Here is a 23344-nt window from a genome sequence, read left to right as displayed (position 1 = left end):
CCGCCGTCGTCGAGTGGCTGTGGGGCGGCTATGCGGTCACCGGCACGACGCTGAACCGCTTCTTCTCGCTGCACTACCTGCTGCCGTTCGTGCTCGCGGGGCTCGTCATCCTGCACATCTGGGCGCTGCACGTCACCGGCCAGAACAACCCGACCGGCCTCGACATCAAGACCAAGGCCGACGCCGTGCCGATGTACCCCTACGCGGTGGCCAAGGATGCCGTGGGCCTGTTCGCGTTTCTTGTCCTGTTCGCATGGTTCGTGTTCTTCCTGCCGGACTACCTCGGCCACGCGGACAACTACATCGAGGCCAATCCTCTGGTGACGCCCCCGCACATCGTGCCGGAATGGTATTTCCTGCCGTTCTACGCCATCCTGCGCGCGATTCCCTCGAAGCTCGGTGGCGTCATTGCCATGTTCGCGGCCATCGTCGTGCTGGTCTTCGTGCCGTGGCTGGATACGAGCCGCGTGCGCTCGGCCAAGTACCGCCCGCTCTACAAGTGGTTCTTCTGGCTGCTCGTGATCTCGTGCCTTGCGCTCGGCTACCTCGGCGCCAAGCCGGCCGAGGGCACCTACGTGACTTGGGCGCGCGTGTTCACGGTCTACTACTTCGCCCATTTCCTGCTCGTGATGCCCATCCTCGGTCTCATCGAGACGCCGAAGCCGCTGCCGAGATCCATTTCCGAATCCGTCCTGCCGAGCGGCGGCGGAACGGCGCCGCAGGGCGCGGCGGCAGCTCCAGAGACGCGCTGAGCGGGGGGATCCGATGATGCGAGCCATGAAGAACGGGTGTCTTGCCGCCCTTGCGCTCCTTGCTTGCGCCGCCGGGGCCGTAACGGCCCGCGCCGCAGAGGGGGGCCACATCCACATCGAGCGCCAGACCTGGAGCTTCGGAGGCTTCACCGGCCAGTACGACCCCGCCCAGCTCCAGCGCGGCTTCCAGATCTACAAGGACGTCTGCTCGGCCTGCCACGGCCTGAAGCGCGTGCGCTTCCGCAACCTCTTCGAGCCGGGCGGCCCCGAGTTTCCCGAGGAAGCGGTGAAGGCCCTTGCCAACGAGTGGCCGAACAAGATCGTCGACGGCCCGAACGACGAGGGCAAGATGTTCGAGCGCGAGCCCAAGGCGTTCGATCCGATCCTGGGCCCCTTCAAGAACGACAACGAGGCCCGCGCCGCGCAGAACGGCGCCCTGCCGCCGGACCTCTCGCTGATCGCCAAGGCCCGCAACGTCGAGTACACGGGCTCCTGGTGGGCGCATCCGTTCTCGATGCTGCGCGACATCGCCACCAGCTACCAGGAGGGCGGCGCCGACTATCTTTACGCGCTCCTGATCGGCTACGGCGAGCCGCCCGCCGACGTGAAGCTCGCGGAGGGAATGTACTACAACGCCGCATTCCCAGGGCATCAGATCGCGATGGTCCCTCCGCTCGCCAGGGACAACTTCATCAAGTATCAGGACGAGACCGGCTCGCTCGAGGAGAACGCGAGGGACATCTCGGCATTCCTGGCCTGGACCGCCGATCCCTCGCTCAACACGCGCAAGCGCACGGGCTGGCTCGTCATCCTCTATCTGCTCGTCACGACGGGCCTGCTCTATGCCGCCAAGCGTAAGCTGTGGTCGAAGATTCCGCATTGATCGGCGAAACGAAGATGACGACGGAGAGGTGACAGACAAAGGCCCTTTGCGGGGCCTTTTCTTTTTCATGGCGCCTGTGCTCTGATCCGCGCGGTCTGAGCGAAGGGGAACGGAATGACCAGATCCATACTCGGCATCATCGGCGGCAGCGGCTTCTATAACCTGCCCGGCCTGGAGAACCCACGCTGGGAGAAAGTGATGACCCCGTGGGGCGCGCCGTCGGACGAGATCCTGTTCGCCGAGATCGCGGGGCTTCCCGTCCGCTTCCTGCCACGCCACGGCCGCGGCCATCCCGTGCCGCCGTCGGCGATCAACTTCCGCGCCAACATCGACGCACTGAAGCGCGCAGGCGTCACCGATCTGGTGTCGGTCTCCGCCTGCGGATCGCTGCGCGAGGATTTGGCGCCGGGCCATTTCGTGCTCGTCGATCAGTTCGTGGACCGGACCTTCGCCCGCGAAAAGAGCTTCTTCGGCCCCGGTCTCGTGGCGCACGTCTCGGTCGCCGACCCCGTGAGCCCGCTGCTCGTCGATGCGCTGGAGAGGGCGGCGCAGGGCGAGGGGATCACCTACACGCGCGGCGGGACGTACCTCGTCATGGAGGGACCGCAGTTCTCGACGCGCGCCGAGAGCAACCTCTACCGGAGCTGGGGCATGGACGTAATCGGCATGACCAACATGCCGGAGGCCAAGCTCGCGCGCGAGGCGGAGATCTGCTACGCGACCGTCGCCATGGTGACGGATTACGATTGCTGGCATGACGACCATGCCGACGTCGACGTCGCCTCGATCATCGCCATCATGAAGGACAACACGGAGAAGGCGCAGCGTCTCGTCGGGTGCCTTGCGCGCGAGTTCCCGCGCGAGCACCCCGCCTGCCCGATCGGCTCCGATCGCGCGCTCGACGTGGCGCTCATCACCGCGCCCGATGCGCGCGACGCCTCGCTGGTGCGCAAGCTCGATGCCGTCGCCGGCCGCGTCCTTGGCAAGAGCTAGCGACGGCGTGCCGTCCGCCGCTGTGGCGCGATGAGCGACCGGATACGCAGAATGAGCCGGCTCACGTCATAGGGTTTGCCGAAGTAGGCGTCCGCCACTCCGACGATGCCGTCCTTCGGCATGGTCCCCGAGACCACGATCACGCCGATATGCGGATGGAAGGCGCGCACGAACTTCGCCAGCGCAAGGCCGTCCCGCGAGCCGGGCATCTCGATGTCGGTTACGATCACGTCGATCGGAGCGCCCGTGCCGAGGACCGTCTCGGCCTCGTCCGCGCTGCGCGCCTCGCGCACGCCGAAACCGGCCTGGCCGAGCTCCATGGCGAGCGTGAAGCGCAGGATCGGGTCGTCTTCGACGATCAGCACGACGGCTGGCGGACGATCTGGCGGGCGTATGCTAAGTTTCGAAAGTGTCATTGTTTTCACCTGCTCGCCAACGTCGGGCAGGTGCCTGGGGTTCCGCCCCTCGGTAGATCGGGCCAACAACCGCACGAGCGAGGCTCCGAAACCACAGGTGGCGCCGGGGCTCCATCAGCAACCGTGCGTGCGTGGAGGGAAGGCCTGGCCGAGGAGTGTCCCGGCCGCCGCAGAGTTCAATGCCCCTCGACCTCGTTGGCCGGATCCGACTGCAAGAGCCCGTAGTTCTCGATGCCGATCTTGGCGATGAGGTCGAGCTGGGTCTCGATGAAGTCGATATGCCCTTCTTCGTCCTCGATGAGCTCCTCGAACAGCTCCATGGTCACATAGTCCTTCGCCGCCCGGCAGATATCGCGGCCGCGGATATAGGTTTCGTGCGCGATGAGCTCGCCCTTGAGGTCGCACTCGAGCACCTCTTTGAGATGCTCTCCGATCATGAGCGGGGCCACGTGCTGGAGGTTGGGCAGGCCCTCGAGGAAGATGATGCGGGTGACGAGCTTGTCGGCGTGGTGCATCTCCTCGATGGATTCGGCCCGCTCCTTCTTGGCGAGCTTGGTGAATCCCCAGTTCTCGAGCATCCGGTAGTGGAGCCAGTACTGGTTGACGGCGCCAAGCTCGAGCTTCAGCGCCTCGTTCAGAATGTCGATGACCTCGCGTTTACCCTTCATAAGCCCTCCCTCTGCCACGGCCTGCGAGCGGAAAACCGCTCGTGGAGCCGCCGCAGCCGCCGATACCTAGATTAGAAAAGTTCTAAGCTGTTCTAGTCCCGGCGCTGAGCGAGGTCAACGGCTTTTGTTGGATGCGCCCATGTCGGATGCGCCGCGCGAGCGTAGCGCTTCCACGTAGTCGCGAAAACTTTCAAGCACCCGTCACCAATGGCGGCATCCCCTGTTTTCCGTGTGCCCCCTGGAACAGCGGTCGCGACCTCGCCCCGCTAGCGTCCCGTCCATGGAAGCCGGGAATTCATAGGGGTCCGAGATGCAGTCGAGTGACGGGAAGCCTGAAGGGAAGAGCGGTCGCGTGGGCGTGCTCCTGATCCATGGACTGTGCGGCTCGCCGAGCGAAATCCGCTTTGTTGCCAATGGCCTGATGCGCAGCGGCTACACCGTGCTGTGCCCGCAGCTTGCCGGCCATGGCGGCAGCGAGGCCGACCTCATGGCCACCACCTGGCAGGATTGGTATGCGAGCGCCGAGAAGGGGCTCGAGGAGCTTTCCGCGACCTGCGACACGGTCATCGTCGGCGGCCTTTCGACCGGCGCAGTGCTGAGCCTGATGCTTGCGGCCCGTCACCCCGACAAGGTGCACGCGGTTGCGCTCTACTCGCCGACGCTGTGGCTTAGCGGCCGCCAGATCCCCTGGTATCTGCCGCTGTTCCGCCTGATCGACAGTAAGCGCCTGGCCAATCTGTTCCGCTTTCCGGTGCCGATGCACGTCGGCATCAAGGATCGCCGCATCCGCGACTTCATCCAGGGCGCCATGGCCGCCGGCGGCGCCAAGAGCGTTCCGTCGGCCACCCCCGGCGGCGCGGTGCTGGAGCGCCGGCGCCTGGCGAAGGAGGTGATGAAGGATCTCGGCGCCATCACCCAGCCGGTCCTCATCCTGCACGCCCGCGAGGACGACTATGCCGGCCTCGACAACGCGGCCTACCTGCAGCGCGAGCTGGCCGGCCCGGTCGACCTCGTGGTGCTGGAGGACAGCTATCACATGGTCACCGTCGATCGGCAGCGCCACGTGGTGCTGGACCGGACAGCCGCGTTCGTGTCCCGCATCGCAGGCTCCATCGCGGAGAGCATCCGCACCCGGCCGGCGCCGCAACTTCACGTCATCGGCGGACAGGCAGCCGCCGCCTGAGCCGGAAAAAGAAAGAGTATAAAAATCAGAATCATAGAGGCGTCGAGCGGATGCGACCGTCCGGCGCTCACAACCTCCGGCTAGGCTCCATCCGGAAAACTTTTTTGAGCGCAACCCGACAAACATGAGGCCGTGTTCCGGCCGGAACAGCGCCAGGGTCCCCGATCCGGCACTTTGGCTTCAACGGAGCGCTGATCGCTCCCGGCGCGTTCAGATGGAGAGAAACATGGCCAAGAAGCTCAGCATCACCGTTATCGCGGCCACAGTAGCCGCCAGCCTGGCAATCACCCCCGCCGCAGAGGCCGGTGGACGCGGCCTCGCCCTCGGCGTCGGCCTCGGCGTCCTCGCCGTCGGCGCCATGGCGCACCAGGCACAGCAGGCCAAGCAGGCCAAGATGGCCCGCGCCCGGGCACAAGCTCAGGCTCAGGCCCGCGCCAAGGCCCAGGCTCAGGCCAAAGCCAAGGCTCAGGCACGTGCCCAGGCTCAGGCCGCCGCGGCCAAGCGCCAGCAGCAGCTCGCCGCCGCCCAGAAGGCCAAGGCCGCCGCCGCCGCGGATGTGGAGCAGGAGGATGAGGTCGCCGAGAAGACGACCAAGTCCGGCCCCAGCACCTACGTCGCTGCGCCCTCGAGCACGGCCGCGCTCACCCAGGTGGATGTGGACCAGGCCAATGCGGCCAACGGCAGCACGCCGGTCGATACGGCAAGCGTTGCCGTCGCCGACAGCGCGCCCGCCGAGACCCCCTCCGCGACCGACGAGGAGGAAGAGCAGACCTGCAAGCGCTTTGTCCCCGCGCTCGGTGTCGCCGTGGATGTCGACTGCCCCTGAGCCTCGCAACGCGAATGATCGAAAGTCGAAGCCGGCCCTCGTGGCCGGCTTCTTTTTTGTCGACCGCAGAAGACCGGAGCCTTCGGGAAAAGAGGTCTTTGTCTCACCCGTAACAGCGCGGTGCCGTGGCCGCGTGCATTGTCGGGGCGAGTTTGACGCCGGGACATTCGACGCCGGCACCACACGAGAGCAACGCTCCGGAGACCACGCCATGAACAGGACGCTCATCGCGCTCGCTTCCGCCTTCGCTGCCACCGCCGCCCTCGCATCCGCGGCTCAGGCCGGCGGCGGCGTCCGGCTGGGCTTCGGCGGCCCGCTCGGCACTTTCGTCGCCACGCCGGCCCATGGCGGAGGCGGTGCCTACAGCAAGCCGGCGCGCAAGCACAAGGCGCCCGTCCAGCAGGCCGCGCGCAAGCCCGCGAAGGCCGCGCCGCGAATCGCCAAAGTCGAGCCGCCCTCGCCGCCGAAAGCCGCGCGCGAGGCCACGCAGACCGAGCCCGCTGCCGAGGAAGCCCCGCGCGCGACGGGCAGCTCGGCCCTGATCCAGGGGTCGATTCCGCCTCAGGAGCCGGACGCTGCCGCAGCGCCCGAGAGCGAGATACCCGAGGTCAAGGCTGAGGCACCTTCCGAGCCCGATCTGACTGCCACGACCGACGACGCCGACACCTGCAGGAGGTTCATCCCTTCCGTCGGCATGACGGTTTCCGTCGGCTGCGACGAATGACGGGCCGTCGCGCCGCGCTGGCCCGAACCATGACAGGATCGTGCCGAATCACGTGCACTCGGGCACGGTCCTCACACGATGGAATAAAACCGCGTTTCGATTTGCTGTGGCGCTGGACGCGGCAACAAGTTCAGAGCACAACTCTCCCGTTGCCTGATTGGAGTCGGACATGATGAAGAAGATCTTTGGCGGTGCGGCCTCGGCACCCGCACCGGGCAAAGTCATCAAGATGGCGCCCAAGATCGCCTACCGGAACCTGTTTCACGATCGCATGAGCCTGATCGTGACGCTGGTCGGCATCGTCTTCTCCGTGGTCCTGGTGGCGATCGAGGTCGGGCTCTATAAGGGCAGCGAGAACAAGATCGCAACCGTGCTCGACAAGGCGCCCGCCGATCTCTGGATCGTCCCCTTCGGCACCAAGAGCTTCGACGACCCTTCGCTCTTGATCGGGCACGAGAAGTACGCCGCGCTTTCGACGCCGGGCGTGCAGAAGGCCGAGGACATGATCGTGAGCTTCGCCTCCTGGCGCAAGCCTGAAGGCGGCCGCAAATCGTTCATCCTCGTCGGTCTCGACTGGGCCAACGGCGGCACGCGCCCCTGGAGCATCGACGAGGGCACGGTCGAGGACCTGGCCGCGCCCAACGCCGTGGCCGTTGACAGGTCGTACTTCAAGGACCTCGGCATCGAGGGCCGCGGCAGCTATGCCGAGATCAACAACCAGCGCATCAAGGTCACGGCGGTCACCAAAGGCATCCGTTCGTTTACGACGCTGCCCTACGTGTTCACGCCGATCAACACCGCGCGCAAGTTCGTAGGCGCGAGTGCCGCGCAGTCGACGTATGTGCTGGTGACGCTTCAGCCGGGCACGGATGTCGAGACGGTTCGCAAGTCGCTGCAGGACCGCATGCAGGGCGTCGAGGTGCTGACCCACGACGAGTTCACTCGCCGCTCGATCAACTACTGGATGTTCTCCACCGGCGCCGGCCTTGCGCTCATCACCGGCATGGTGCTCGGCGCCATCGTCGGCGTCGTCATCGTCGCGCAGACGCTCTACGCGAGCACCAAGGATCACTTGAACGAGTTCGCGACCTTACGCGCGCTCGGTGCGTCCGCGAGCTACATCCACGCCGTCATCCTGATCCAGGCGATGCTGAGCGCGGTGCTGGGCTACGCCGCCGGCATGTTGCTCGCCATGCTGGCCATCTACCGGCTGTCGGTGCGCGTGCCGACATTGACCATCGTCATGACGCCGAAGATTGCCGCCTATCTGTTCGCGCTGACGGTCGGCATGTGCATCTTCGCCGCCATCACGGCGATCCGGAAGGTCACGCGCATCGATCCTGCAGGCGTCTTCAACAGATAAGGAGCGGTCGCCGGCAAGCGTGCCAAGGGAATGGGATCCGGGAGGCGAGATGCTTTCCGGATCTCGTCCGTGAAGGGGAGCGAAGGGGACCGCGTCTTCACCCCGAGAAAGTTCCGTTGTAAGAGCGATTTCCGGTTTTTCATCGCTTTGCCTGCACGTCCTGTGTCGAGCGTAACAGACTGAAGCGTCGGCTGGTGCCAAGCTTGTTGCATTGAATTTCTGCGTTTCGCATTCGGGAGACTTCGCTGAAATGTCCAAGGCTGGAAGAGCATCGAACGGGTCGCAGCCCCTGCTCGAGGCGCGCAACATCGTGAAGTCGATCAATACCGGTGCCGGAGAGCTGCACATCCTGAAGGGTGTGAGCATGGATCTGCGCCCCGGCGAGCTGACGCTGCTGATGGGTCCTTCCGGCAGCGGCAAGACGACGTTGCTCTCGATCCTCGGCTGCATCCTGACCGCCACCAGCGGCGAGCTGCACCTCGCGGGCCACCAGGCTGTCGGCCTTGCGTCGGAGGATCTCGCCGAGATTCGCCGCCTCCACATCGGCTTCGTGTTCCAGAGCTACAACCTGGTCCCGACCCTGACCGCGCTCGAGAACGTGCTGGTCGCGCTCGACGTGCGCGACGCCCGCTCCGCCGACCCCATGGAGACCGCCGCCGAGGCGCTGAAGTCCGTCGGACTCGGTCATCGCATGCACACTTATCCTTCGAAGCTCTCGGGCGGCGAGAAGCAGCGCGTCGCCATTGCTCGCTCGCTCGCCGGCCGCCCGTCCGTGGTGCTGGCCGACGAGCCAACGGCCGCGCTCGACAGCGAGAACGGCAAGGCCGTGATGGAGCTCCTGAAGGAGGTCGCCAAGGATCCGACGCGGGCCGTCATGGCGGTCACGCACGACCACCGCACGCTCCACTACGCCGACCGCATCATCACCATCGAGGACGGACGCATCGTCGGCGACGACCGCTCGCCCAACAAGGGCGGCCCCGGCGACCATTCCAGCAAAAAGAACGTTGCAGCCTAAGGAAGATCACGTGCCATGCTGAAGCCCATCAACCTCATCCTGCTCCTGGGACTCGCCGGCGCCGGCGGCTACCTCGCCTACGACAAGTACAAGGACACGTCCTACGAGGAGCCGATTGCCCTCGAGACCAAGGACTACGTCGTTGCTGCCCCCGGACGCGTCGAGCCCAAGTCGGGCGAGATCCGCCTCGGCGCCACCTACCTCGGCCGTGTCGAGGAGATGCTGGTCAGCGTCGACGACAAGGTCGAGGAGGGCGAGCTTCTCTTGCGCCTCGACGACGCCGAGGCGCGCGCCAAGCTGGCCTCCGCCGAGACCGAGGCCGAAGCGCTGCGCGAGGATCGCGAGAAGGCGTTCGCCTCCGGCCGCGAGGACGTCCGCAAGGCGGAGGACGCCATCTATTCCGCCGAGCGCGCCGTGACGGGCGCACGCATCGAGCTCGACTACGCGATCGCGGCCAAGCGCAGCGGCACCGGCAGCGACGCCGCCGTGAGCGACGCGCGCCGTCGGCTCAAGGACGCCAACGACCGCCTCGAGCGCGAGCGCATCGCCTACGTCAAGGCCCAGTCCAAGGCCAACCTGCCGGCGCCGAGCCGCGCCGAATCCGCCGTCTCCGCCGCCCGCGCCGAGGTGCGCATGGCGGAAGCGCTGCTCGACAAGACCCGCATTCGCGCGCCGTCCGCCGGCACCATCCTCGAGGTCAACGCCAAGGCGGGCGAGGTCGTAGCGCCGTCGGCCGATCTGCCGCTGGTCGTCATGGGTGACATGACCGTCGTGCGCGTGAAGGCGGAGGTCGACGAGGGCGACGTGGACAAGATCAAGCTCAACCAGACCGCCTACGTGAAGAGCATCAGCCGCGGCGACGAGAAGTTCGAGGGCAAGGTGACGAGCATCGCGCCGACCCTCGGCTCGGCCAAGATCGGCCCGCGCGGCCCCCTGCGTCCGACCGACGTGGAGGTGATGGAGGTGACCATCGAGCTGACAGGGGATGCCGCGGCGTTGAAGCCCGGCATGCGGGTAGACGCCTTTTTTCGTAACTGACGTGCCGCGGTCGCCCGCATCCCCGCCCTCCCGCGGCCGCAGGCCCATCGCCCTGGCCGGGCTGGCGGTTCAAGACGAGCCTTAGCGGGGGTCAGCTTGAGCCCGACCTCTCCCCCTCATGGCCGCCCCCGAGGCGGCCGTCCAGGGGCCACTTGGAAAAGCGCGTGGGCTGAACGGACGCCGCGCCCTGCGACCAAATGTGTGGGCCGCCTGCAATGGCGGCCCTTTTTTATGCTGCAATGCAACGAAGTTGGTTGACAGGCTTGAAAAGATTGGGAATGTATCGGCCGGAACAGCACGCGCTGTCCATCTCTGGCATGGATCTGCCAAGCACCGCCGAGGCGGTCGCGATCGAGATGGAGCGTGTCATGCAAGGTCAAATCACGAAGTTCCACGAGAGCATCGGTTTCGGCGTCATCAGCGCCACCGATGGACGCAAATATCGCTTCTCGAGGACGGATATCCGCAACCCGAATGGCCGCTTGGTCGGTCTTGACGTGGATTTCCTCGTCGAATCGCGTAGTCCGAAAGACATCATTCTGTTGCATGGGTCGCCCTGGAGCGTCTTCGCCCACGCGAACCCGGCCACGAAGCGGAGCTGAACCGCCATGCCGCAAGCCATGAAATCGCCTGCCGTGATCGAGAATGCGCCCGAAAGCCCGGTCGACACCAGCGACGTGCCGCGCGTCGGCGCCCGCGAGCTGGCGCTTGCCCTCAAGATTCTCTCCGCCGGCAACGGCCTGCTGCTCCCTGTCGTGACCCTTTCCGACGAGGATCTACGGCGCGTCGAGCAGGATTTCTGGCAGATCTCGCCCCGTGCCCGCGTGCGCAAGGTAGCCGTCCTGCTGCGGTTCCGTAGCTTCCTGGCCGCCTGCCAGACGCGCCATGTGAGCGACCTGATCGCCCGCCACGGCCAGATGGCCCTCGTCATCGCGCTCGAGGCGGCAGCCAACATGCGCCTCAACGCCAAATGGGGCTTCAATCCGGTGAAGATGGCCCGCGCCATGAGCGAGGCCCTGGCCGCCACCGCCGACGGCTTCGACGGACAAACCGCCGCGGCTTAAATCGGCGTAAAGCCGATGCAACGCGCGCGGCACCGTCCTACATTCAGGGCATGCCGCTCGTCATCGCCCTCGTGGCGTTCTTCCTCGCAGTCTTCCTTCCCGCCCTGGGCCTGCTGATTGCCGGTCTTTCGCAGCTCGCAGGCCGCGCGGACAGCCTGGTTCCCCCGCGCGATTAACGGCCCTCGCGAACGCCCGTACGGTTCGTCGCCCGCGGCCTTATACTGGCCGCCGGGAGTGAAACGCTGGTCGGGCGCGCATGAAACCTGCCGACGCACCTGCCGACGGTCCAATGCGGGAGATCCGAGTGCACGAAAGTCCCGTGCACGAGATCCCCGACGTGGACCTGTTCTCGGGCCTGTCCGAGACCGAGCGCCGTGCGCTTGCGGCGCGGCTCGCCCTGCGGACGCTGCGGCGCGGCGACGTTCTGATGCGCCAGGGCGACGCGGCCGAGGCGCTCTATGTCGTCGTCTCCGGCCGCTTCGCCGTCACGCTGGAAGGCCGTCACGCCCCGGTGACCGAGATCGGCCCCGGACAGCCCGCGGGCGAGATCGCCTTCCTGACGGGCGGGACCAGGACGGCCACCGTCACCGCCATGCGCGACAGCCTGGTGCTCGCCTTGTCGCGCGCGGAGTTCGACGCCCTCGTCACCGCCCATCCGGGCATCTGGGGCACGCTCACGGCCACGCTCGCCCGCCGCCTGGCGGCGACCACCTCGCGCACCGCCGCGGCAGTCGAGCCGCATCCCCGTCCGCGCACCATCTGCGTGATCCCGGCCGGCAGCGCCCGCATGAGCGCCGCCTTCGTCGCCATGCTCGGCGAGGCGCTGGACCGTAGCGCGCGCTCGGCGCTGCTGACGAGCGAGACGGCGCCTGATGTCCTCGGCGTGAACGACGGGCTCGACGGCGCGGACGCGACCGCACGGCTCAACGCGCTCGAGGCGGCCCACGATCATGTGCTGCTGGTCGCCGACGATGACGCGACGCCGTGGACCGAGAAAGCGATCCGCCACGCCGATCTCGTGCTCGCCGTCGCGAGCCACGCGGATGATGCCGAGCCGAATGCCGTTGAGCGCCTCGCCGCACGCTTCGTGGCGCCCGACGCGACGCGCCTCGTGCTGCTGCACCCGCACCGCGGCAAAGTGCAGGGCACGGCGCGTTGGCTCGGCCCCCGCCAAGTCGCCATGCACCATCACGTGGCGCTCGACGGCCCCGCCGATGTCGACCGCCTCATGCGTTTCATCGAGGGCCGTGCCTTGGGCTTCGTGGCGGCCGGCGGCGGGGCGCTCGCCGCCGCGCACACCGGCGTCTTCAAGGCGCTCTCGGAGGCAGGCCTCGTCTTCGACATCATGGGCGGCACGTCGGCGGGAGCGGCTCTCGCGGCGGCCTTCCTGCTCGACGGCCGGCCCGACGACATCGACATCAAGCTTGCAGAGATGTTCGTCACCAACCGCGCGCTGCGCCGCTACACGCTGCCCCGCTACGCGTTGCTCGACCACACAGTGTTCGATTCCGAGCTGAAGCGGCTCTTCGGCAATACCGACATTGAGGACCTTTGGCTGCCCTTCTTCGCCGTCTCGACCAACCTGTCGCGTTTCTGCGTCGCCTGCCACCGCACCGGCCCGCTCTGGCGCGCGATCCGCGCCTCGGCCTCGATCCCCGTGCTGCTGCCGCCCGTCTACACGGCCGACGGCGATATGCTGGTCGACGGCTGCCTGCTCGACAACGTGCCGGTCAAGACCATGGGCGACCTCAAGGCCGGCCCCAACGTGATCGTGAGCTTCAAGCCACCGACGCTCGACCGCTACCACGTCGATTACGAGGCGCTGCCGTCGCGCGCCGCGCTGATCCGCCTCGCCCTCAACCCGCTGCGCCGCGACCGCCTCCCCGACGCGCCGGGCCTCGTCAGCGTGCTCATGCGGGCGCTGATGGCCAACCGCCGCGATTTCCTGCGCGAGATCCACGCCGACGACGTTTCGCTCCAGCCGCCGATCCCACAGGGCATGGGCTTCCTCGACTGGCACCGCCACCGCGAGCTGTTCCACGCAGCCTACCGCTGGACGCACGAGGAGCTGGCGGCACGCGCCAAGGCCGAGCCACCCGCCTGGCTGGCCGATGCCCTGGCACGGCGATAAAGGAAGCCGCGCGCCGCGCTGCCCTGGGTCCCGGCTCTCCGCGGCTTCGCCGCTCCGGCCGGGATGGCACTCGGGGTCAGCGTAACTAGCATTCTGTCCTCCCGGCCAAGCGAGGCGCAGCCGAGCGCAGAGCCGGGACCTAGGGGCCTACCCACTACGGCAGCGTCAACGCGACACGGGTGTCCGATAGAAGTCGAGCACCGCGTCGGTCATCGCGGCCACTGTGAACTTGCGCGCGACCACATCGCGCAGCTCCCGCGCCTGCGTACGCGCGCCCTCCGGATCCGCAAGCACCTCCTGCATGGCGCGGACAAGATCGTCCACTGATCCAGCAGGGATCAGCGTCGTCCGCGTGCCGGCGACGATCTCGGGAATGCCGCCCACGTCCGTCGCGATCAGCGGCTTGCCCGCCGCGCCGGCCTCGAGCACGACGTACGGGAAGCTCTCGGCGCGTGACGGCACAACCAGAGCGCGTCCGAGTGGGAACGCCTCGTGCGCGGGCATGGCGCCCGGGAACGTCACCTGGGCATCGAGGCCGAGCCGGTTCGCCTCCGTCTTGAAGGTCTCGCCGTCGGGTCCGGCACCGACGATGACGGCGCGGATAGGCCGCTCGGCCGCAACGCGCGTCAGCGCTGCGAGCAGCACGTCGACGCCCTTGAGCTGGCGCAGCTCGCCGACGAACAGGAAGTCGGCGGCGTCGTCCTTAGCCGGCTGCAGGACGAAGTCCTCCGGCCGAAGCCCGTTCGCAATGACGCGCTGCGGTGGCCCGCCGTCGCCCGCAAGCTGCGCGTACGCCTTCCGGGCGAAGTCGGATTCGAAGATGATCCCGTCGCTCATCCGACCGAGAATCCGCTCGACGGCCTGGAACACGGTTCCGGCCACGGTGCCGGGCTTGTAGTGCAGGCTGCCGCCGTGCGGCGTGTAGAACGCCTTGACCTGCACGCCGCGCAAGGCGAGCCACGTCTTGCCGAGTCGCGCATAGGCACCGCCCTTGGCGCCGTGCCCGTGCAGCACGTCGGGCGCCGCCGCGCGCGCGATCTTCACGATACGGCGCAGCGCCCCGAGATCGCCGAGGCCCGGCTGCCGGCGCATGGGGATCAGTGAGAGGCCGATCCGAAGCTTCGGCGCGATGTCCGACAGGCGCCGCACCGTGAGCGCGTCCGCCGCCGTGCTGTCGGCCACAATACCCACGAAGTGGCCGCGCCGCGCCTGCTCACCCGCGAGATCCAGCACGTGCCGGAAGAGCCCCCCGACGGGCGCGCGCATGACGTGAAGGATGCGCAGCGGCGGCGCATCGGCGCTGGCATCGCTCGCGGAGCCCATCAGAAGAAGCGCTCGTTGACGTAGACCACGTCGCCGGGCAGCACGGCGAAGTCGGCCGGAGCCTCGATCTGGTCCATGAACCCGCCGTTGCGGCGCGTGACGCGGTAGCTGCGCGTGCTGGCCCGGTCCGTGTAGCCGCCCGCGATGGCGATGGCGGTCTCGACTGTCATGCCGGAGACGAACGGATACTGGCCGCCGTTGCGCACTTCGCCGTAGATGAAGAACGGCCGGTTCTGCAGGATATCGACCGTCACCTGGGGGTCGCGCACGAACTCGGCGCCGAGTCGGTGGCGGATGACGTCCTCCACCTCCCGCGTCGTGCGCCCGCGGGCGCGCACCTCGTTGATCAGCGGCACGGTGATCATGCCGTCATGATCGACGGTGTAGGCGCGCGAAAGGTTGGGTTGGCCGTAGACGAAGACGCGCAGCTTGTCGCCGGTATCGAGCAGGTAGGGGCCGCCTGCATCGGGCGCATAGCCGGCCGCATGAACGATGGGCGCCTCCCAGGTGACCTGCCCGGCCGGGGGGCCGTCCGCATAGACCACGGTCTCGGCCTGCCGGCCCATGTTGTGGAGCGCCCCCGAGATCACCGTGTCTGGGTCGTGCGAGCAGCCGGCCAGCCCGAGCGCGCCGGCGCACGAGACAAGACGGATCAATGCTTTGAAGCCGGCGCGCATGGTTCGACCGCTGTTGGAAAATCGGGCAGCGGCCAGTGTGGCGGAGGCACGGTTAAGAAAATCTAAGGAAGTGCCTGATTTCGGGAAGCTTAAGGAAATTCTAACGCGGCACCGTGTATCCGGGGATAACGGATTCGCGGGACGAAAGAGAAATGGCTGCAACCACATACCACCGCCCGGACGATATCGATTTGCGCGCGCTCTGGCAGGGGGCGGTGAGAAGCCTTCCGAGGCTGGCGCTCATCGCGGCCGTCCTCGCCGCGGCGACCTACGGCCTGCTCGGCCTGTTCGCGCCCCAATACGTGTCGGAGACGCAACTCGCGATCGAATCGAAGAGCACCACCAATCCGTTCGCGGACCCGTCCCGCTCCGGCGCCTCCGACAACGTCGGCGTGCGCATGGACAAGGAGGCCGTCAACACGCACGTGCGCGCGCTTATGTCGATGGATCTCGGCGAGGAGATCGTGCGCGAGATGAAGCTCTGGGAGCGGCCGGAGTTCAACAGCGCGCGTGGCGCACCCGACAAGTGGTCCGCGCTGCTGCGTCTGGTCGGCATCGGCGCCCCCCGCGCCTCGGAGACCGACCAGGACCGCGCGCTCGACGCCTATTTCAAGCGCCTCGAGGTCTATTCGCCCAAGGAGAGCCGCTTCATCGGCGTGCGCTTCACCTCCATGGACCCCGAGCTGGCCGCGGCCGTCGCGAACCGCATCGCCGAGAACTACCGCGTGAACCTGGCCCATCAGAGCCTGATCGAGACCGACGAGGTGCAGAAGGCGCTCGCGCCCAAGATCGAGCGGCTTGCCGAGGAGGCGGCCGCTGCCGAAGCCGCGGTCGAGACGTTCCGTGGCGAGGCCAACATCTTTAAGGGGGGCGGCCAGCAGGCGACGGGGCTCAACGAGCAGCAGCTCGCCGAGCTCAACGCCGAGCTGTCGAAGGTCAAGGCCGCGCGCAGCGAGGCCGAGGCCCGTGCCAAGCAGGCGCGCGAGATGCAGGAGTTGGGCAGCGCCGAGACACTGGCTGACGTGCAGAAGTCGCCACTCATCCAGAGCCTCGTGCAGAGCCGCGTGCGCGTCGAGCGCCAGATCTCCGAGCTGTCGGCCACGCTACTGCCCGGCCACCCGCGCATGCGCCAGCTCACCGCCGACCTCAAGGGCCTCAAGGGCCAGATCGCCGCCGAGGTCGCCAAGATCGTGGACGGCCTCGATAAGGAGGCCAAGGTCGCGGCGCTGCGCGAGGATGCGATCCAGAAAAGCGTCGCTGACATCAAGACCCGCATCGTCTCGGCGGGTCCCGAGGAGGCCAAGCTCAGGAGCCTCGAGGCCGACGCCAAGTCGAAGCGCGCCGAGCTCGACCGCCTGCGCGCCCAGTACGAGGCCAACCGCGTGCGCTCCGACGACAGCCGCGCGATCCCCGTCGAGGCGCAGATCGTCTCCAGCGCACGGCCTTCGACCGTTCCGGTGTTCCCGAGGCGGACCGCGAGCGCGCTGCTCGTTGCCGTAGCGACGATGATGATCGGGCTCGCGCTCGTGATCACGCGTGGGCTGCTTGGCGGTGCCCGCATTGCGAGCGCTCGCACCGGCCGTGCCGAGCGCCGCAACGAGCGTCGGCGGCAGGAGCGCACGCCGCCCGTGCTGTCGGTCCCGGCGAGCGTGCAGCCGAAGCCGCAAGCGCCACAGGCTCCGCCTTCGCCTCCGGTACCGTCGGCGGTGTTGCCGCAGCGCGTCGAGCCGGTAGAGGCGGAGCAGGTGAAGCCCCCGGCGCAGATTGAGGAGCCCCAGGTCGCGGCCATGCAGGCGCCTGTCGGTCCGGCCGCGCCGTCCCCGGTCGAGGCGCCCCTGTCCGCAGTCGCTGGGATCGCCACGCACGACGCCATGGCCGACCGCATCGAGCAACTCCGCAAGGGCGGCCTCTCCGGCACGCGCACGCTGATCACGGGCTCCGCGGACGTCTTCTCGCTCGCGCGCGAGGCAGCCGACGTCTGCCGCCGCCTGGCCGACCGGGGCCTGACGGTCATCATGGTGGACTACAGCCTCAACGGCTCAGGCGTCGCAGAGCCGCTGGGCCAGCCGGCGTGGCCGGGCTTCAACGAGCTGGTCGACGGGCGCGCGCGCTTCGAGGACGTGGTGCGGTCGCTGAGGGACAGCGAGGTCCACCTCATTCCCTGCGGCCGCGGGCTCGACGACGCCGACGAGCCGCTCGATGCCGACAGCATCAACTTCCTGCTCGACGCGTTGGACGATGTCTACGAGCACATCGTGGTCGTCGCGCGCACCGAGCCTGCGCGGCGCTTGTTCGAGGCCATTCAGGGACGCTTCGACTGCGGCGTCACGATCGTTACCGGCGCGACGCAGAAGGCCCGCGTACGCGCGGAGGGCGCCGGATCCTTCCTCGGCTTCGAGGTGGACGGCATCGCGCTCTTTGCGCTGGATTCGTCCGAGGGCCAGGCCCGCGGCCGCCAGAGGCTCGCCCGCGCCGGCTGACCCTCCCTAGGGAAAAGGGGCGGCGCCGGGTTAACAGGATTTGAAGGAAGAGCCGCTTAGCTGGCCCCAGGCAAGCGCCGCGAGGCTGATCCGACTATGCGCCGCAGCACCATCGCGCTGACGAGGACTGCGCTCTCCGCGCTCCACTATTCGGGGCTGGGAGCGCTTCTGGCGCCGCTTGCGCGCGGCAAGGGCGTGATTTTCACGCTGCACAACGTCCGCCCCGAGCCGCCCGAGCCGTTCGCACCCAACCGCATTCTGAAGGTGACGCCGGAGTTCCTGGAAACGGCGATCGAGAGCGTCCGCGGCGCCGGCTACGACATCGTCTCGCTGGACGAGGCCGCGCGGCGCATGAGCGTGGCAGCGCCCGCGCCTTTCGCCTGTTTCACCTTCGACGACGGTTACCGCGACAACCGCGACTACGCCTATCCGGTCTTCAAGCGGCACGGCCTTCCGTTCGCGATCTATGTCCCGACCGTCTACGCCGACGGCGAAGGAGACCTGTGGTGGTTCGTGCTCGAGCAGGCGATCCGCAAGGCGGACCAGCTCCGCGTCGTGCTCGGCGGCGTCGAGCGCCGCTTCGAGACGCGCACAACCGAGCAGAAGGACGCCGCGTTCGACGCCATTTACTGGACCTTGCGCGCCGGGCCGGAGATCGAGCTGCGCGCGACCGTGCGCAAGATCGCCGATGCCGCCGGCTACGATCCGAGCAGGCTCTGTCGCGACCTGATCATGGACTGGGACGAGCTGAGGGCACTCGCCGCCGATCCGCTCGTCACCATCGGCGCCCACACGCGCCGCCACTTTGCCGTGGCGCAGCTCTCCGAGGACGAGGCGAGGGCCGAGATCGCGGAAAGCGTCGCGCGCATCGAGCGGGAGCTGGGCCGCCCCTGCCGTCATTTCAGCTTCCCCTACGGAGATGCCGGGAGCGCCGGCCCGCGCGATTTCGCCATCGCCCGCTCGCTCGGCCTTGCGACAGCGGTCACCACGCAGAAGGACGTGCTGCGCGCGCGGAACGCGTTGACGGGGCTTCCGCGCATATCGCTCAACGGCGACTACCAGGAGGCGCGCTATGTGCGCGCCATGATGACCGGCGTGCCGTCCCTGGCGCTCGATACTGTGAAGGCGTCGCTGGCCCGCGTGCGCGGACTCCGCGGTGCCCGCGGTCCGGAAAAGGCGGTGGCCTCCGGCGCCGCGGCTACGCGTCCGGGCGCAGCATCCATCTGACGAGCCACATGGCGGGCAGCACCCACAACAGCCCCGCCACCGGATAGTAGACGAGCTCGGCGATCGTGCTGCCGTTCACCTGCAGCATGATGGCCGCCATCATGGCCGCAAGCGCATAGACGGCGAGGAAGACGATGAGCGCGACGGCGCCGACGAGCTTGCGCGTGCGTAGCGTCATGAATCTCTGAAAATCCCTAGAGTTCCCTGATCTTAAGGCAGGATCGCCCGCGGTCCAGCGCCCGATGATCGCATTGATCGGCGCGCGGCTTGGCCCTATCACACCTGGGGCAGACCCGGGAAGGAAAAGCATGGCGGCAATTGGCACCATCAACGGCGAGGCGGAGGCGACGCGCACCCCATGGGACCGCGCCGTGCGCCTCTGGCTCTACGCCATTGCCGGTCTCGTGCTCGCGATGATTACCGTCGGCGGCGCGACGCGCCTCACCGATTCCGGCCTCTCGATCACCGAATGGCAGCCGATCCTGGGCGCCATCCCGCCGCTCACCGACGAGCACTGGCAGGAAGCCTTCGCCAAGTACAAGGAGATCCCCGAGTACCACCTGGTCAACAAGGGCATGTCGCTCGAGGCGTTCAAGGCCATCTACTGGTGGGAGTGGGGTCATCGCTTCCTGGGCCGCATCATCGGCCTCGCCTTCGCGCTGCCGCTGGCGGTGTTCTGGTACATGGGCGGGCTGCGGCCCGGCTATCCGCTGAAGCTCGCGGGCGTGCTGGCGCTCGGCGGCCTGCAGGGCGTCATCGGCTGGTACATGGTGAAGTCCGGCCTCGTCGACCGCGTGGACGTCAGTCAGTACCGCCTCGCGCTGCATCTGACCGTCGCCTTCGTCATCCTGGCGCTGGTCGTCTGGCTGGCGTTCGAGCTGGCGCAGCCGGAAAGCGAGCGTGCGCGCGGCGGGTTGCAGACCCTGCCGCTCCTGATCGTCGCCGCGATCTTTCTCCAGGTGGTGATCGGCGCCTTCGTCGCCAGCCTCAAGGGCGGGCTTGTCTACAACACGTGGCCGTCCATGAACGGCGCGCTGATCCCTGACGACCTGCTGGCCATCGAGCCCTGGTACCACAACCCGTTCGAGAACCCGGTGATGGCGCAGTTCAACCATCGGCTCGTCGCCTACGCCGTCGTCGTCCTGGCGGCGGTCGAGGCCTGGCGCCGGTTCGCCGCGCCCGCGGGGCGCGAGGTGCGGATCTCGGCGGCGCTGCTGCTTGCGGGTGTCATCGGGCAGGCCGCACTCGGCATTTGGACGCTGCTCGAGGCCGTGCCGCTAGGGCTCGGGATCGCCCATCAGAGGTGCGCGGCGATCCTGCTCGTGCTCGCCGTCCGCCATCTCCACGTGGTCTCGCGCAGGGCCTGACCACGCTCACGCGTCCGGATCGGAATCCTTTTTCCGCTTGGTCTTGTCGCGCGGCTGGCCGAAGTGCCGCCCGGACGCATACGCCGCGATGGCGAAGGCGCCTCCGACGAGAATGATGAGAGCGATCAGGGCCATGGCGAGACCTCCTGCGGCGTGTGCCGAAGCCTGCGCCGACCGTCCAGCCCGCGCAGTTCCGCAGGTGACAGGACCATCAGCCCGGCGAAGTCTCAGATGATGGGATCGAGCGCACCAGGATGGGCATTTTGATTTCGGGAGACAGGTGAAACGGATGCACTCCGATCTCTATGGCGCCGAGACGCGTATAGAACCCTGCGGCCGCGGGGTGCGCGTAGATGACCATGACGCTGCGGCGGAGACGGTTTGCACGGTCAACCGCGTACGAGAAGAGTTCCGTGCCGATGCCTATGCGATGGAAGCGCGGATCGACGAACAGGCGCTCAAGCAGGACGAAGCCCGCAAGAGTGGTGGGAGCGAGCGCCATGACTCCAAGCAGCGAGCCATCCTCTGCCTCGGCAACATAGGTCAGCCCCGATGAAAGGAGCGGCAAGTCGATTTCGAGAGCCGGCGCGTGCCGTTCGAGCAGCGCGTCGTCGTATCGTGGCAGTGATTTCGCGGCGTCCACGCTGAGCCGCGTCAGCGAGGGGGCCTCGTCAATCCGAGCTGTCCTGATCGGCTTGAGCCTCACATCGCCCTTCAGTTTGGTTGCTCTCTGAGGGTTGACGCAAAGGGAAAGACAGCGGTCGGCTAGAGTCCAAGCATGAGCTTGATGTTCTGCACGGCCGCGCCGGCCGCGCCTTTGCCGAGATTGTCGAGCCGTGCGACCAGAACCGCCTGGCGTGAGGCGTCGTTGGCGAACACGTAGAGCTCGAGCTTGTCGGTGCCGTTGAGCGCCAGCGCGTCGAGCCGCCCGTTGAGCTTCGCGGTCTCCGCCGCCGGGACGACGCGCACCAGCGCCGCACCCCGATAGTGCGCTTCGAGCGCCTGCTGCAGGTCACCGGCCGAAGGAGAGCCTGGCAGCGTGTCGAGGTGCAAGGGCACGCTGACCAGCATGCCCTGGCGGAAGTTTCCGACCGAGGGCACGAAGATCGGCCGCTGCTTGAGGCCGCTGTAGCGCTCGAGCTCCGGCAGGTGCTTGTGGGAAAGGCCGAGCCCGTAGAGCTCGAACGCCGGCGCGGTATGCGCGACCTCGTAGGACTCGATCATCGCCTTGCCGCCGCCCGAGTAGCCCGAGACGGCGTTGACGGTGGTCGGGTGGTCGGAGGGCACGAGGCCCGCATCCACAAGCGGCCGGATGAGCGCGATGCCGCCGGTCGGATAGCACCCCGGGTTGGCCACGCGCTTGGCCGCGCGGATGGCGTCCGCCTGCGCGCTGTCCAGCTCCGGGAACCCGTACACCCAGCCCTCGGCAACGCGATGTGCCGTCGAGGCGTCGACAATGCGCGGCGCGCGATTGCCGAGCGAGTCCGCGAGCCCCACCGCGTCGATTGCAGCCGCGTCGGGCAGGCACAGCACGACGAGATCAACCTCGCCCATCAGCGCGCGGCGTGCGTCAGGGTCCTTGCGGGCGTCAGTGGCAATACTGGCCACCTCAACGGCAGGCTCGGCGGCGAGCCGCTCGCGGATCTCGAGACCGGTCGTGCCGGCTTCCCCGTCGATGAAGACGCGCGCTCCCGAGGCTGGCGGCTTGGTGCTCATCCGCCGGGACCGCTTGGCCCAAGGCCGAGCCGGTGCAGCACGGCCTGCCACAGCGTCTCCGAGCACCCGATGTTATAGGTGGCGCAGGTGATCTTGTGGCTGTCGGTGTAGATCATGTCGAGCGCCACCCACAGGATGATGAGCAGGCCGATCCAGGCGATCCACGGATACTTGGCGAGTAGCCGTGCGATGTAGGTCGATGCCACGGCCATCAGGATGATGGCGAGGCCGAGGCCGATGATGAGCACCGGCAGCGGCTCCTGCGCACCCTGGGCGACGCCGGCCACGGCGAGCACGTTGTCGAGCGACATCGACACGTCGGCGAGGATAATGGTCCAGAGCGCGCTCCAGAAGCTGACCTCGCCGGGGTGCCGGGCCGTCGAGGCGACGTTTGCCTCTACTTCGTCGATGGAATGCTCGCTGCCGTCGACGAGCTGGCGGTACATCTTCCAGGCGACGAACAGGAGCAGGAGCCCGCCCGCCAGCGTGAGGCCGATGATCTGCAGGAGCTGGACCGCGACGCCGGAGAACAGGACGCGGAGGATGACCGCGCCGGCGATGCCCCAGAAGATGACCTTCGCTCTGAGCTGCGGCGCAACACGCGACGCCGCCATGCCGACGACGATGGCGTTGTCGCCCGCAAGCGTCAGATCGATGATGATGATGTTGATGAGCTCGACCGCGTGATCGGATATCCACTGCAGCATCTGTTAATTCTATCCCCAGCCAAGCCGCGTCCTGAACAAACGTGCCATTAGGTGAGGCGTTGCGCCTTCGTCAAGCTCCGCCTTAGCAAAACAGCCCGCCTTAGGGGGCGGGCTGTAGGTATTTGGCGAAAAGGTCGCGCCGGATCAGCGCTTCGAGAACTGGAAGCTGCGGCGCGCCTTGGCGCGGCCGTACTTCTTGCGTTCCACGGTGCGGCTGTCGCGGGTCAGGAAGCCCCCCTTCTTGAGCACGCCGCGCAGCTCCGGCTCGTAGTAGGTGAGCGCCTTGGAGATGCCGTGGCGGACGGCGCCGGCCTGGCCCGAAAGCCCGCCGCCGGCGACCGTGACGACGATGTCGAACTGCGTCGCCCGGTTGGCGGCCGCGAGCGGCTGCTGGAGCAGCATCTGCAGCACGGGCCGCGCGAAATACTGCTTGTAGTCTTTCTTGTTGACCGTGATCTGGCCCCGGCCGGGCTTGATCCAGACGCGGGCCACGGCGTCCTTGCGCTTGCCGGTGGCATAGGCGCGCCCGAAGCTGTCGAGCTTCTGCACGTGAACCGGCGCATCGGCGGGAGTGGCCCCCTTGAGGGCGCCGAGATCGTCCAGAGACTTGGTTTCCTGCACCATGACTGTCAGGCCCTCGCGTTCGTGCGATTGAGAGCGGCGATGTCGAGCTTCGTCGGCGTCTGCGCCGCGTGCGGATGCTCGGCACCCTTGTAGATCTTGAGGTTGCGCATCAGCTTGCGCTGCAGCGGACCGCGTCGGAGCATGCGCTCGACGGCGAGCTCGAT

At 67.6% G+C, this 23344-nt stretch carries 26 protein-coding genes and 1 pseudogene; 16 read left to right on the top strand and 11 right to left on the bottom strand.

Going from position 1 to position 23344, the window contains the following annotated elements:
• The 3 genes from IT540_RS20180 to IT540_RS20170 all read left to right on the top strand — a co-directional run.
• The coding region (locus IT540_RS20180) for a cytochrome b N-terminal domain-containing protein (RefSeq protein WP_291181671.1) at positions 1–752 on the top strand (752 nt) is incomplete at its 5' end.
• Positions 753–777: 25 nt separating this feature from the next.
• Entirely contained in the window at positions 778–1635 is an 858-nt protein-coding gene (locus IT540_RS20175; protein ID WP_291181670.1) for a cytochrome c1, read from the top strand.
• Between the two features lie 114 nt (positions 1636–1749).
• Positions 1750–2628 carry an S-methyl-5'-thioadenosine phosphorylase gene (locus IT540_RS20170; protein WP_291181669.1) on the top strand — a complete coding sequence of 293 codons (879 nt, stop codon included), beginning with the start codon at positions 1750–1752 and terminating at the stop codon, positions 2626–2628.
• Here IT540_RS20170 and IT540_RS20165 read toward each other — a convergent pair.
• Both IT540_RS20165 and bfr read right to left on the bottom strand, forming a co-directional pair.
• The gene (locus tag IT540_RS20165; protein ID WP_291181668.1) at positions 2625–3044 is read right to left on the bottom strand and encodes a response regulator; all 420 of its coding nucleotides are present in this window, start codon (positions 3042–3044) and stop codon (positions 2625–2627) included. The two genes, IT540_RS20170 and IT540_RS20165, sit on opposite strands and share 4 nt — an antisense overlap.
• 176 nt (positions 3045–3220) lie before the next feature.
• Positions 3221–3712, bottom strand: coding sequence for a bacterioferritin (gene bfr, locus IT540_RS20160; protein WP_291181667.1), 492 nt, complete (start codon positions 3710–3712; stop codon positions 3221–3223).
• A 310-nt stretch (positions 3713–4022) separates the two neighbouring features.
• Here bfr and IT540_RS20155 point away from each other — a divergent pair, with 310 nt between their 5' ends.
• The 10 genes from IT540_RS20155 to IT540_RS20110 all read left to right on the top strand — a co-directional run bounded on the left by IT540_RS20155 (position 4023) and on the right by IT540_RS20110 (position 13059).
• Complete coding sequence (locus IT540_RS20155; protein WP_291181666.1) at positions 4023–4895, top strand: alpha/beta fold hydrolase; 873 nt, start codon at positions 4023–4025, stop codon at positions 4893–4895.
• Positions 4896–5109: 214 nt separating this feature from the next.
• Complete coding sequence (locus tag IT540_RS20150) at positions 5110–5721, top strand: hypothetical protein (RefSeq protein WP_291181665.1); 612 nt, start codon at positions 5110–5112, stop codon at positions 5719–5721.
• Between the two features lie 211 nt (positions 5722–5932).
• Positions 5933–6445, top strand: coding sequence for a hypothetical protein (locus tag IT540_RS20145; RefSeq protein ID WP_291181664.1), 513 nt, complete (start codon positions 5933–5935; stop codon positions 6443–6445).
• Between the two features lie 169 nt (positions 6446–6614).
• The gene (locus IT540_RS20140; RefSeq protein ID WP_291181663.1) at positions 6615–7808 is read left to right on the top strand and encodes an ABC transporter permease; all 1194 of its coding nucleotides are present in this window, start codon (positions 6615–6617) and stop codon (positions 7806–7808) included.
• 250 nt (positions 7809–8058) lie between these two features.
• Positions 8059–8826: an ABC transporter ATP-binding protein gene (locus tag IT540_RS20135; RefSeq protein WP_291181662.1), complete on the top strand. Its 768-nt coding sequence runs from the start codon at positions 8059–8061 to the stop codon at positions 8824–8826.
• Positions 8827–8841: 15 nt separating this feature from the next.
• Complete coding sequence (locus IT540_RS20130; protein ID WP_291181661.1) at positions 8842–9864, top strand: HlyD family efflux transporter periplasmic adaptor subunit; 1023 nt, start codon at positions 8842–8844, stop codon at positions 9862–9864.
• 278 nt (positions 9865–10142) lie between these two features.
• The gene (locus IT540_RS20125) at positions 10143–10466 is read left to right on the top strand and encodes a hypothetical protein (RefSeq protein WP_291181660.1); all 324 of its coding nucleotides are present in this window, start codon (positions 10143–10145) and stop codon (positions 10464–10466) included.
• A gap of 6 nt (positions 10467–10472) precedes the next feature.
• Entirely contained in the window at positions 10473–10928 is a 456-nt protein-coding gene (locus tag IT540_RS20120; protein ID WP_291181659.1) for a hypothetical protein, read from the top strand.
• A gap of 50 nt (positions 10929–10978) precedes the next feature.
• Positions 10979–11104 carry a hypothetical protein gene (locus IT540_RS20115; RefSeq protein WP_291181658.1) on the top strand — a complete coding sequence of 42 codons (126 nt, stop codon included), beginning with the start codon at positions 10979–10981 and terminating at the stop codon, positions 11102–11104.
• Positions 11105–11232: 128 nt separating this feature from the next.
• Positions 11233–13059 carry a cyclic nucleotide-binding and patatin-like phospholipase domain-containing protein gene (locus IT540_RS20110; RefSeq protein WP_291181657.1) on the top strand — a complete coding sequence of 609 codons (1827 nt, stop codon included), beginning with the start codon at positions 11233–11235 and terminating at the stop codon, positions 13057–13059.
• A gap of 165 nt (positions 13060–13224) precedes the next feature.
• Here the strand turns inward: IT540_RS20110 and IT540_RS20105 are convergent, their stop codons facing one another.
• Together IT540_RS20105 and IT540_RS20100 are read right to left on the bottom strand one after the other, a co-directional pair.
• Positions 13225–14382, bottom strand: a complete 1158-nt coding sequence (locus IT540_RS20105) for a glycosyltransferase family 4 protein (RefSeq protein ID WP_291181656.1) — start codon at positions 14380–14382, stop codon at positions 13225–13227.
• Entirely contained in the window at positions 14382–15059 is a 678-nt protein-coding gene (locus IT540_RS20100) for a polysaccharide biosynthesis/export family protein (RefSeq protein ID WP_291181655.1), read from the bottom strand. The genes IT540_RS20105 and IT540_RS20100 overlap by 1 nt, the downstream gene beginning before the upstream one ends.
• 152 nt (positions 15060–15211) lie before the next feature.
• Here IT540_RS20100 and IT540_RS20095 point away from each other — a divergent pair, with 152 nt between their 5' ends.
• Positions 15212–17539: an exopolysaccharide transport family protein gene (locus tag IT540_RS20095; protein ID WP_291181654.1), complete on the top strand. Its 2328-nt coding sequence runs from the start codon at positions 15212–15214 to the stop codon at positions 17537–17539.
• Positions 17540–17635: 96 nt separating this feature from the next.
• Complete coding sequence (locus IT540_RS20090) at positions 17636–18766, top strand: polysaccharide deacetylase family protein (RefSeq protein WP_291181653.1); 1131 nt, start codon at positions 17636–17638, stop codon at positions 18764–18766.
• Here IT540_RS20090 and IT540_RS20085 read toward each other — a convergent pair.
• The gene (locus IT540_RS20085; RefSeq protein WP_291181652.1) at positions 18738–18944 is read right to left on the bottom strand and encodes a DUF2842 domain-containing protein; all 207 of its coding nucleotides are present in this window, start codon (positions 18942–18944) and stop codon (positions 18738–18740) included. The two genes, IT540_RS20090 and IT540_RS20085, sit on opposite strands and share 29 nt — an antisense overlap.
• A gap of 130 nt (positions 18945–19074) precedes the next feature.
• Here IT540_RS20085 and IT540_RS20080 point away from each other — a divergent pair, with 130 nt between their 5' ends.
• Positions 19075–20133 (top strand): COX15/CtaA family protein, encoded by a 1059-nt coding sequence (locus IT540_RS20080; protein WP_291181651.1) that lies wholly within the window; start codon positions 19075–19077, stop codon positions 20131–20133.
• 6 nt (positions 20134–20139) lie between these two features.
• On the opposite strand, the gene IT540_RS20075 is transcribed toward IT540_RS20080, so the two are convergent.
• The 6 genes and pseudogenes from IT540_RS20075 to IT540_RS20050 form a co-directional block, all read right to left on the bottom strand.
• Positions 20140–20268 (bottom strand): hypothetical protein, encoded by a 129-nt coding sequence (locus IT540_RS20075; RefSeq protein ID WP_291181650.1) that lies wholly within the window; start codon positions 20266–20268, stop codon positions 20140–20142.
• Between the two features lie 76 nt (positions 20269–20344).
• Entirely contained in the window at positions 20345–20839 is a 495-nt protein-coding gene (locus IT540_RS20070) for a GNAT family N-acetyltransferase (protein WP_291181649.1), read from the bottom strand.
• A 59-nt stretch (positions 20840–20898) separates the two neighbouring features.
• Positions 20899–21849 carry an N-acetyl-gamma-glutamyl-phosphate reductase gene (gene argC, locus IT540_RS20065; protein ID WP_291181648.1) on the bottom strand — a complete coding sequence of 317 codons (951 nt, stop codon included), beginning with the start codon at positions 21847–21849 and terminating at the stop codon, positions 20899–20901.
• Complete coding sequence (locus IT540_RS20060; protein ID WP_291181647.1) at positions 21846–22556, bottom strand: YjbE family putative metal transport protein; 711 nt, start codon at positions 22554–22556, stop codon at positions 21846–21848. The genes argC and IT540_RS20060 overlap by 4 nt, the downstream gene beginning before the upstream one ends.
• A gap of 144 nt (positions 22557–22700) precedes the next feature.
• Entirely contained in the window at positions 22701–23180 is a 480-nt protein-coding gene (gene rpsI, locus IT540_RS20055; RefSeq protein WP_291181646.1) for a 30S ribosomal protein S9, read from the bottom strand.
• A 5-nt stretch (positions 23181–23185) separates the two neighbouring features.
• Positions 23186–23344 (bottom strand): annotated as a pseudogene (locus IT540_RS20050) (uL13 family ribosomal protein); the annotation flags it as partial.

The organism is Hyphomicrobium sp. (genome assembly GCF_020852195.1).
Classification (GTDB): domain Bacteria; phylum Pseudomonadota; class Alphaproteobacteria; order Rhizobiales; family Hyphomicrobiaceae; genus Hyphomicrobium_C.
This window is presented reverse-complemented; position numbering and strand designations above follow the sequence as displayed.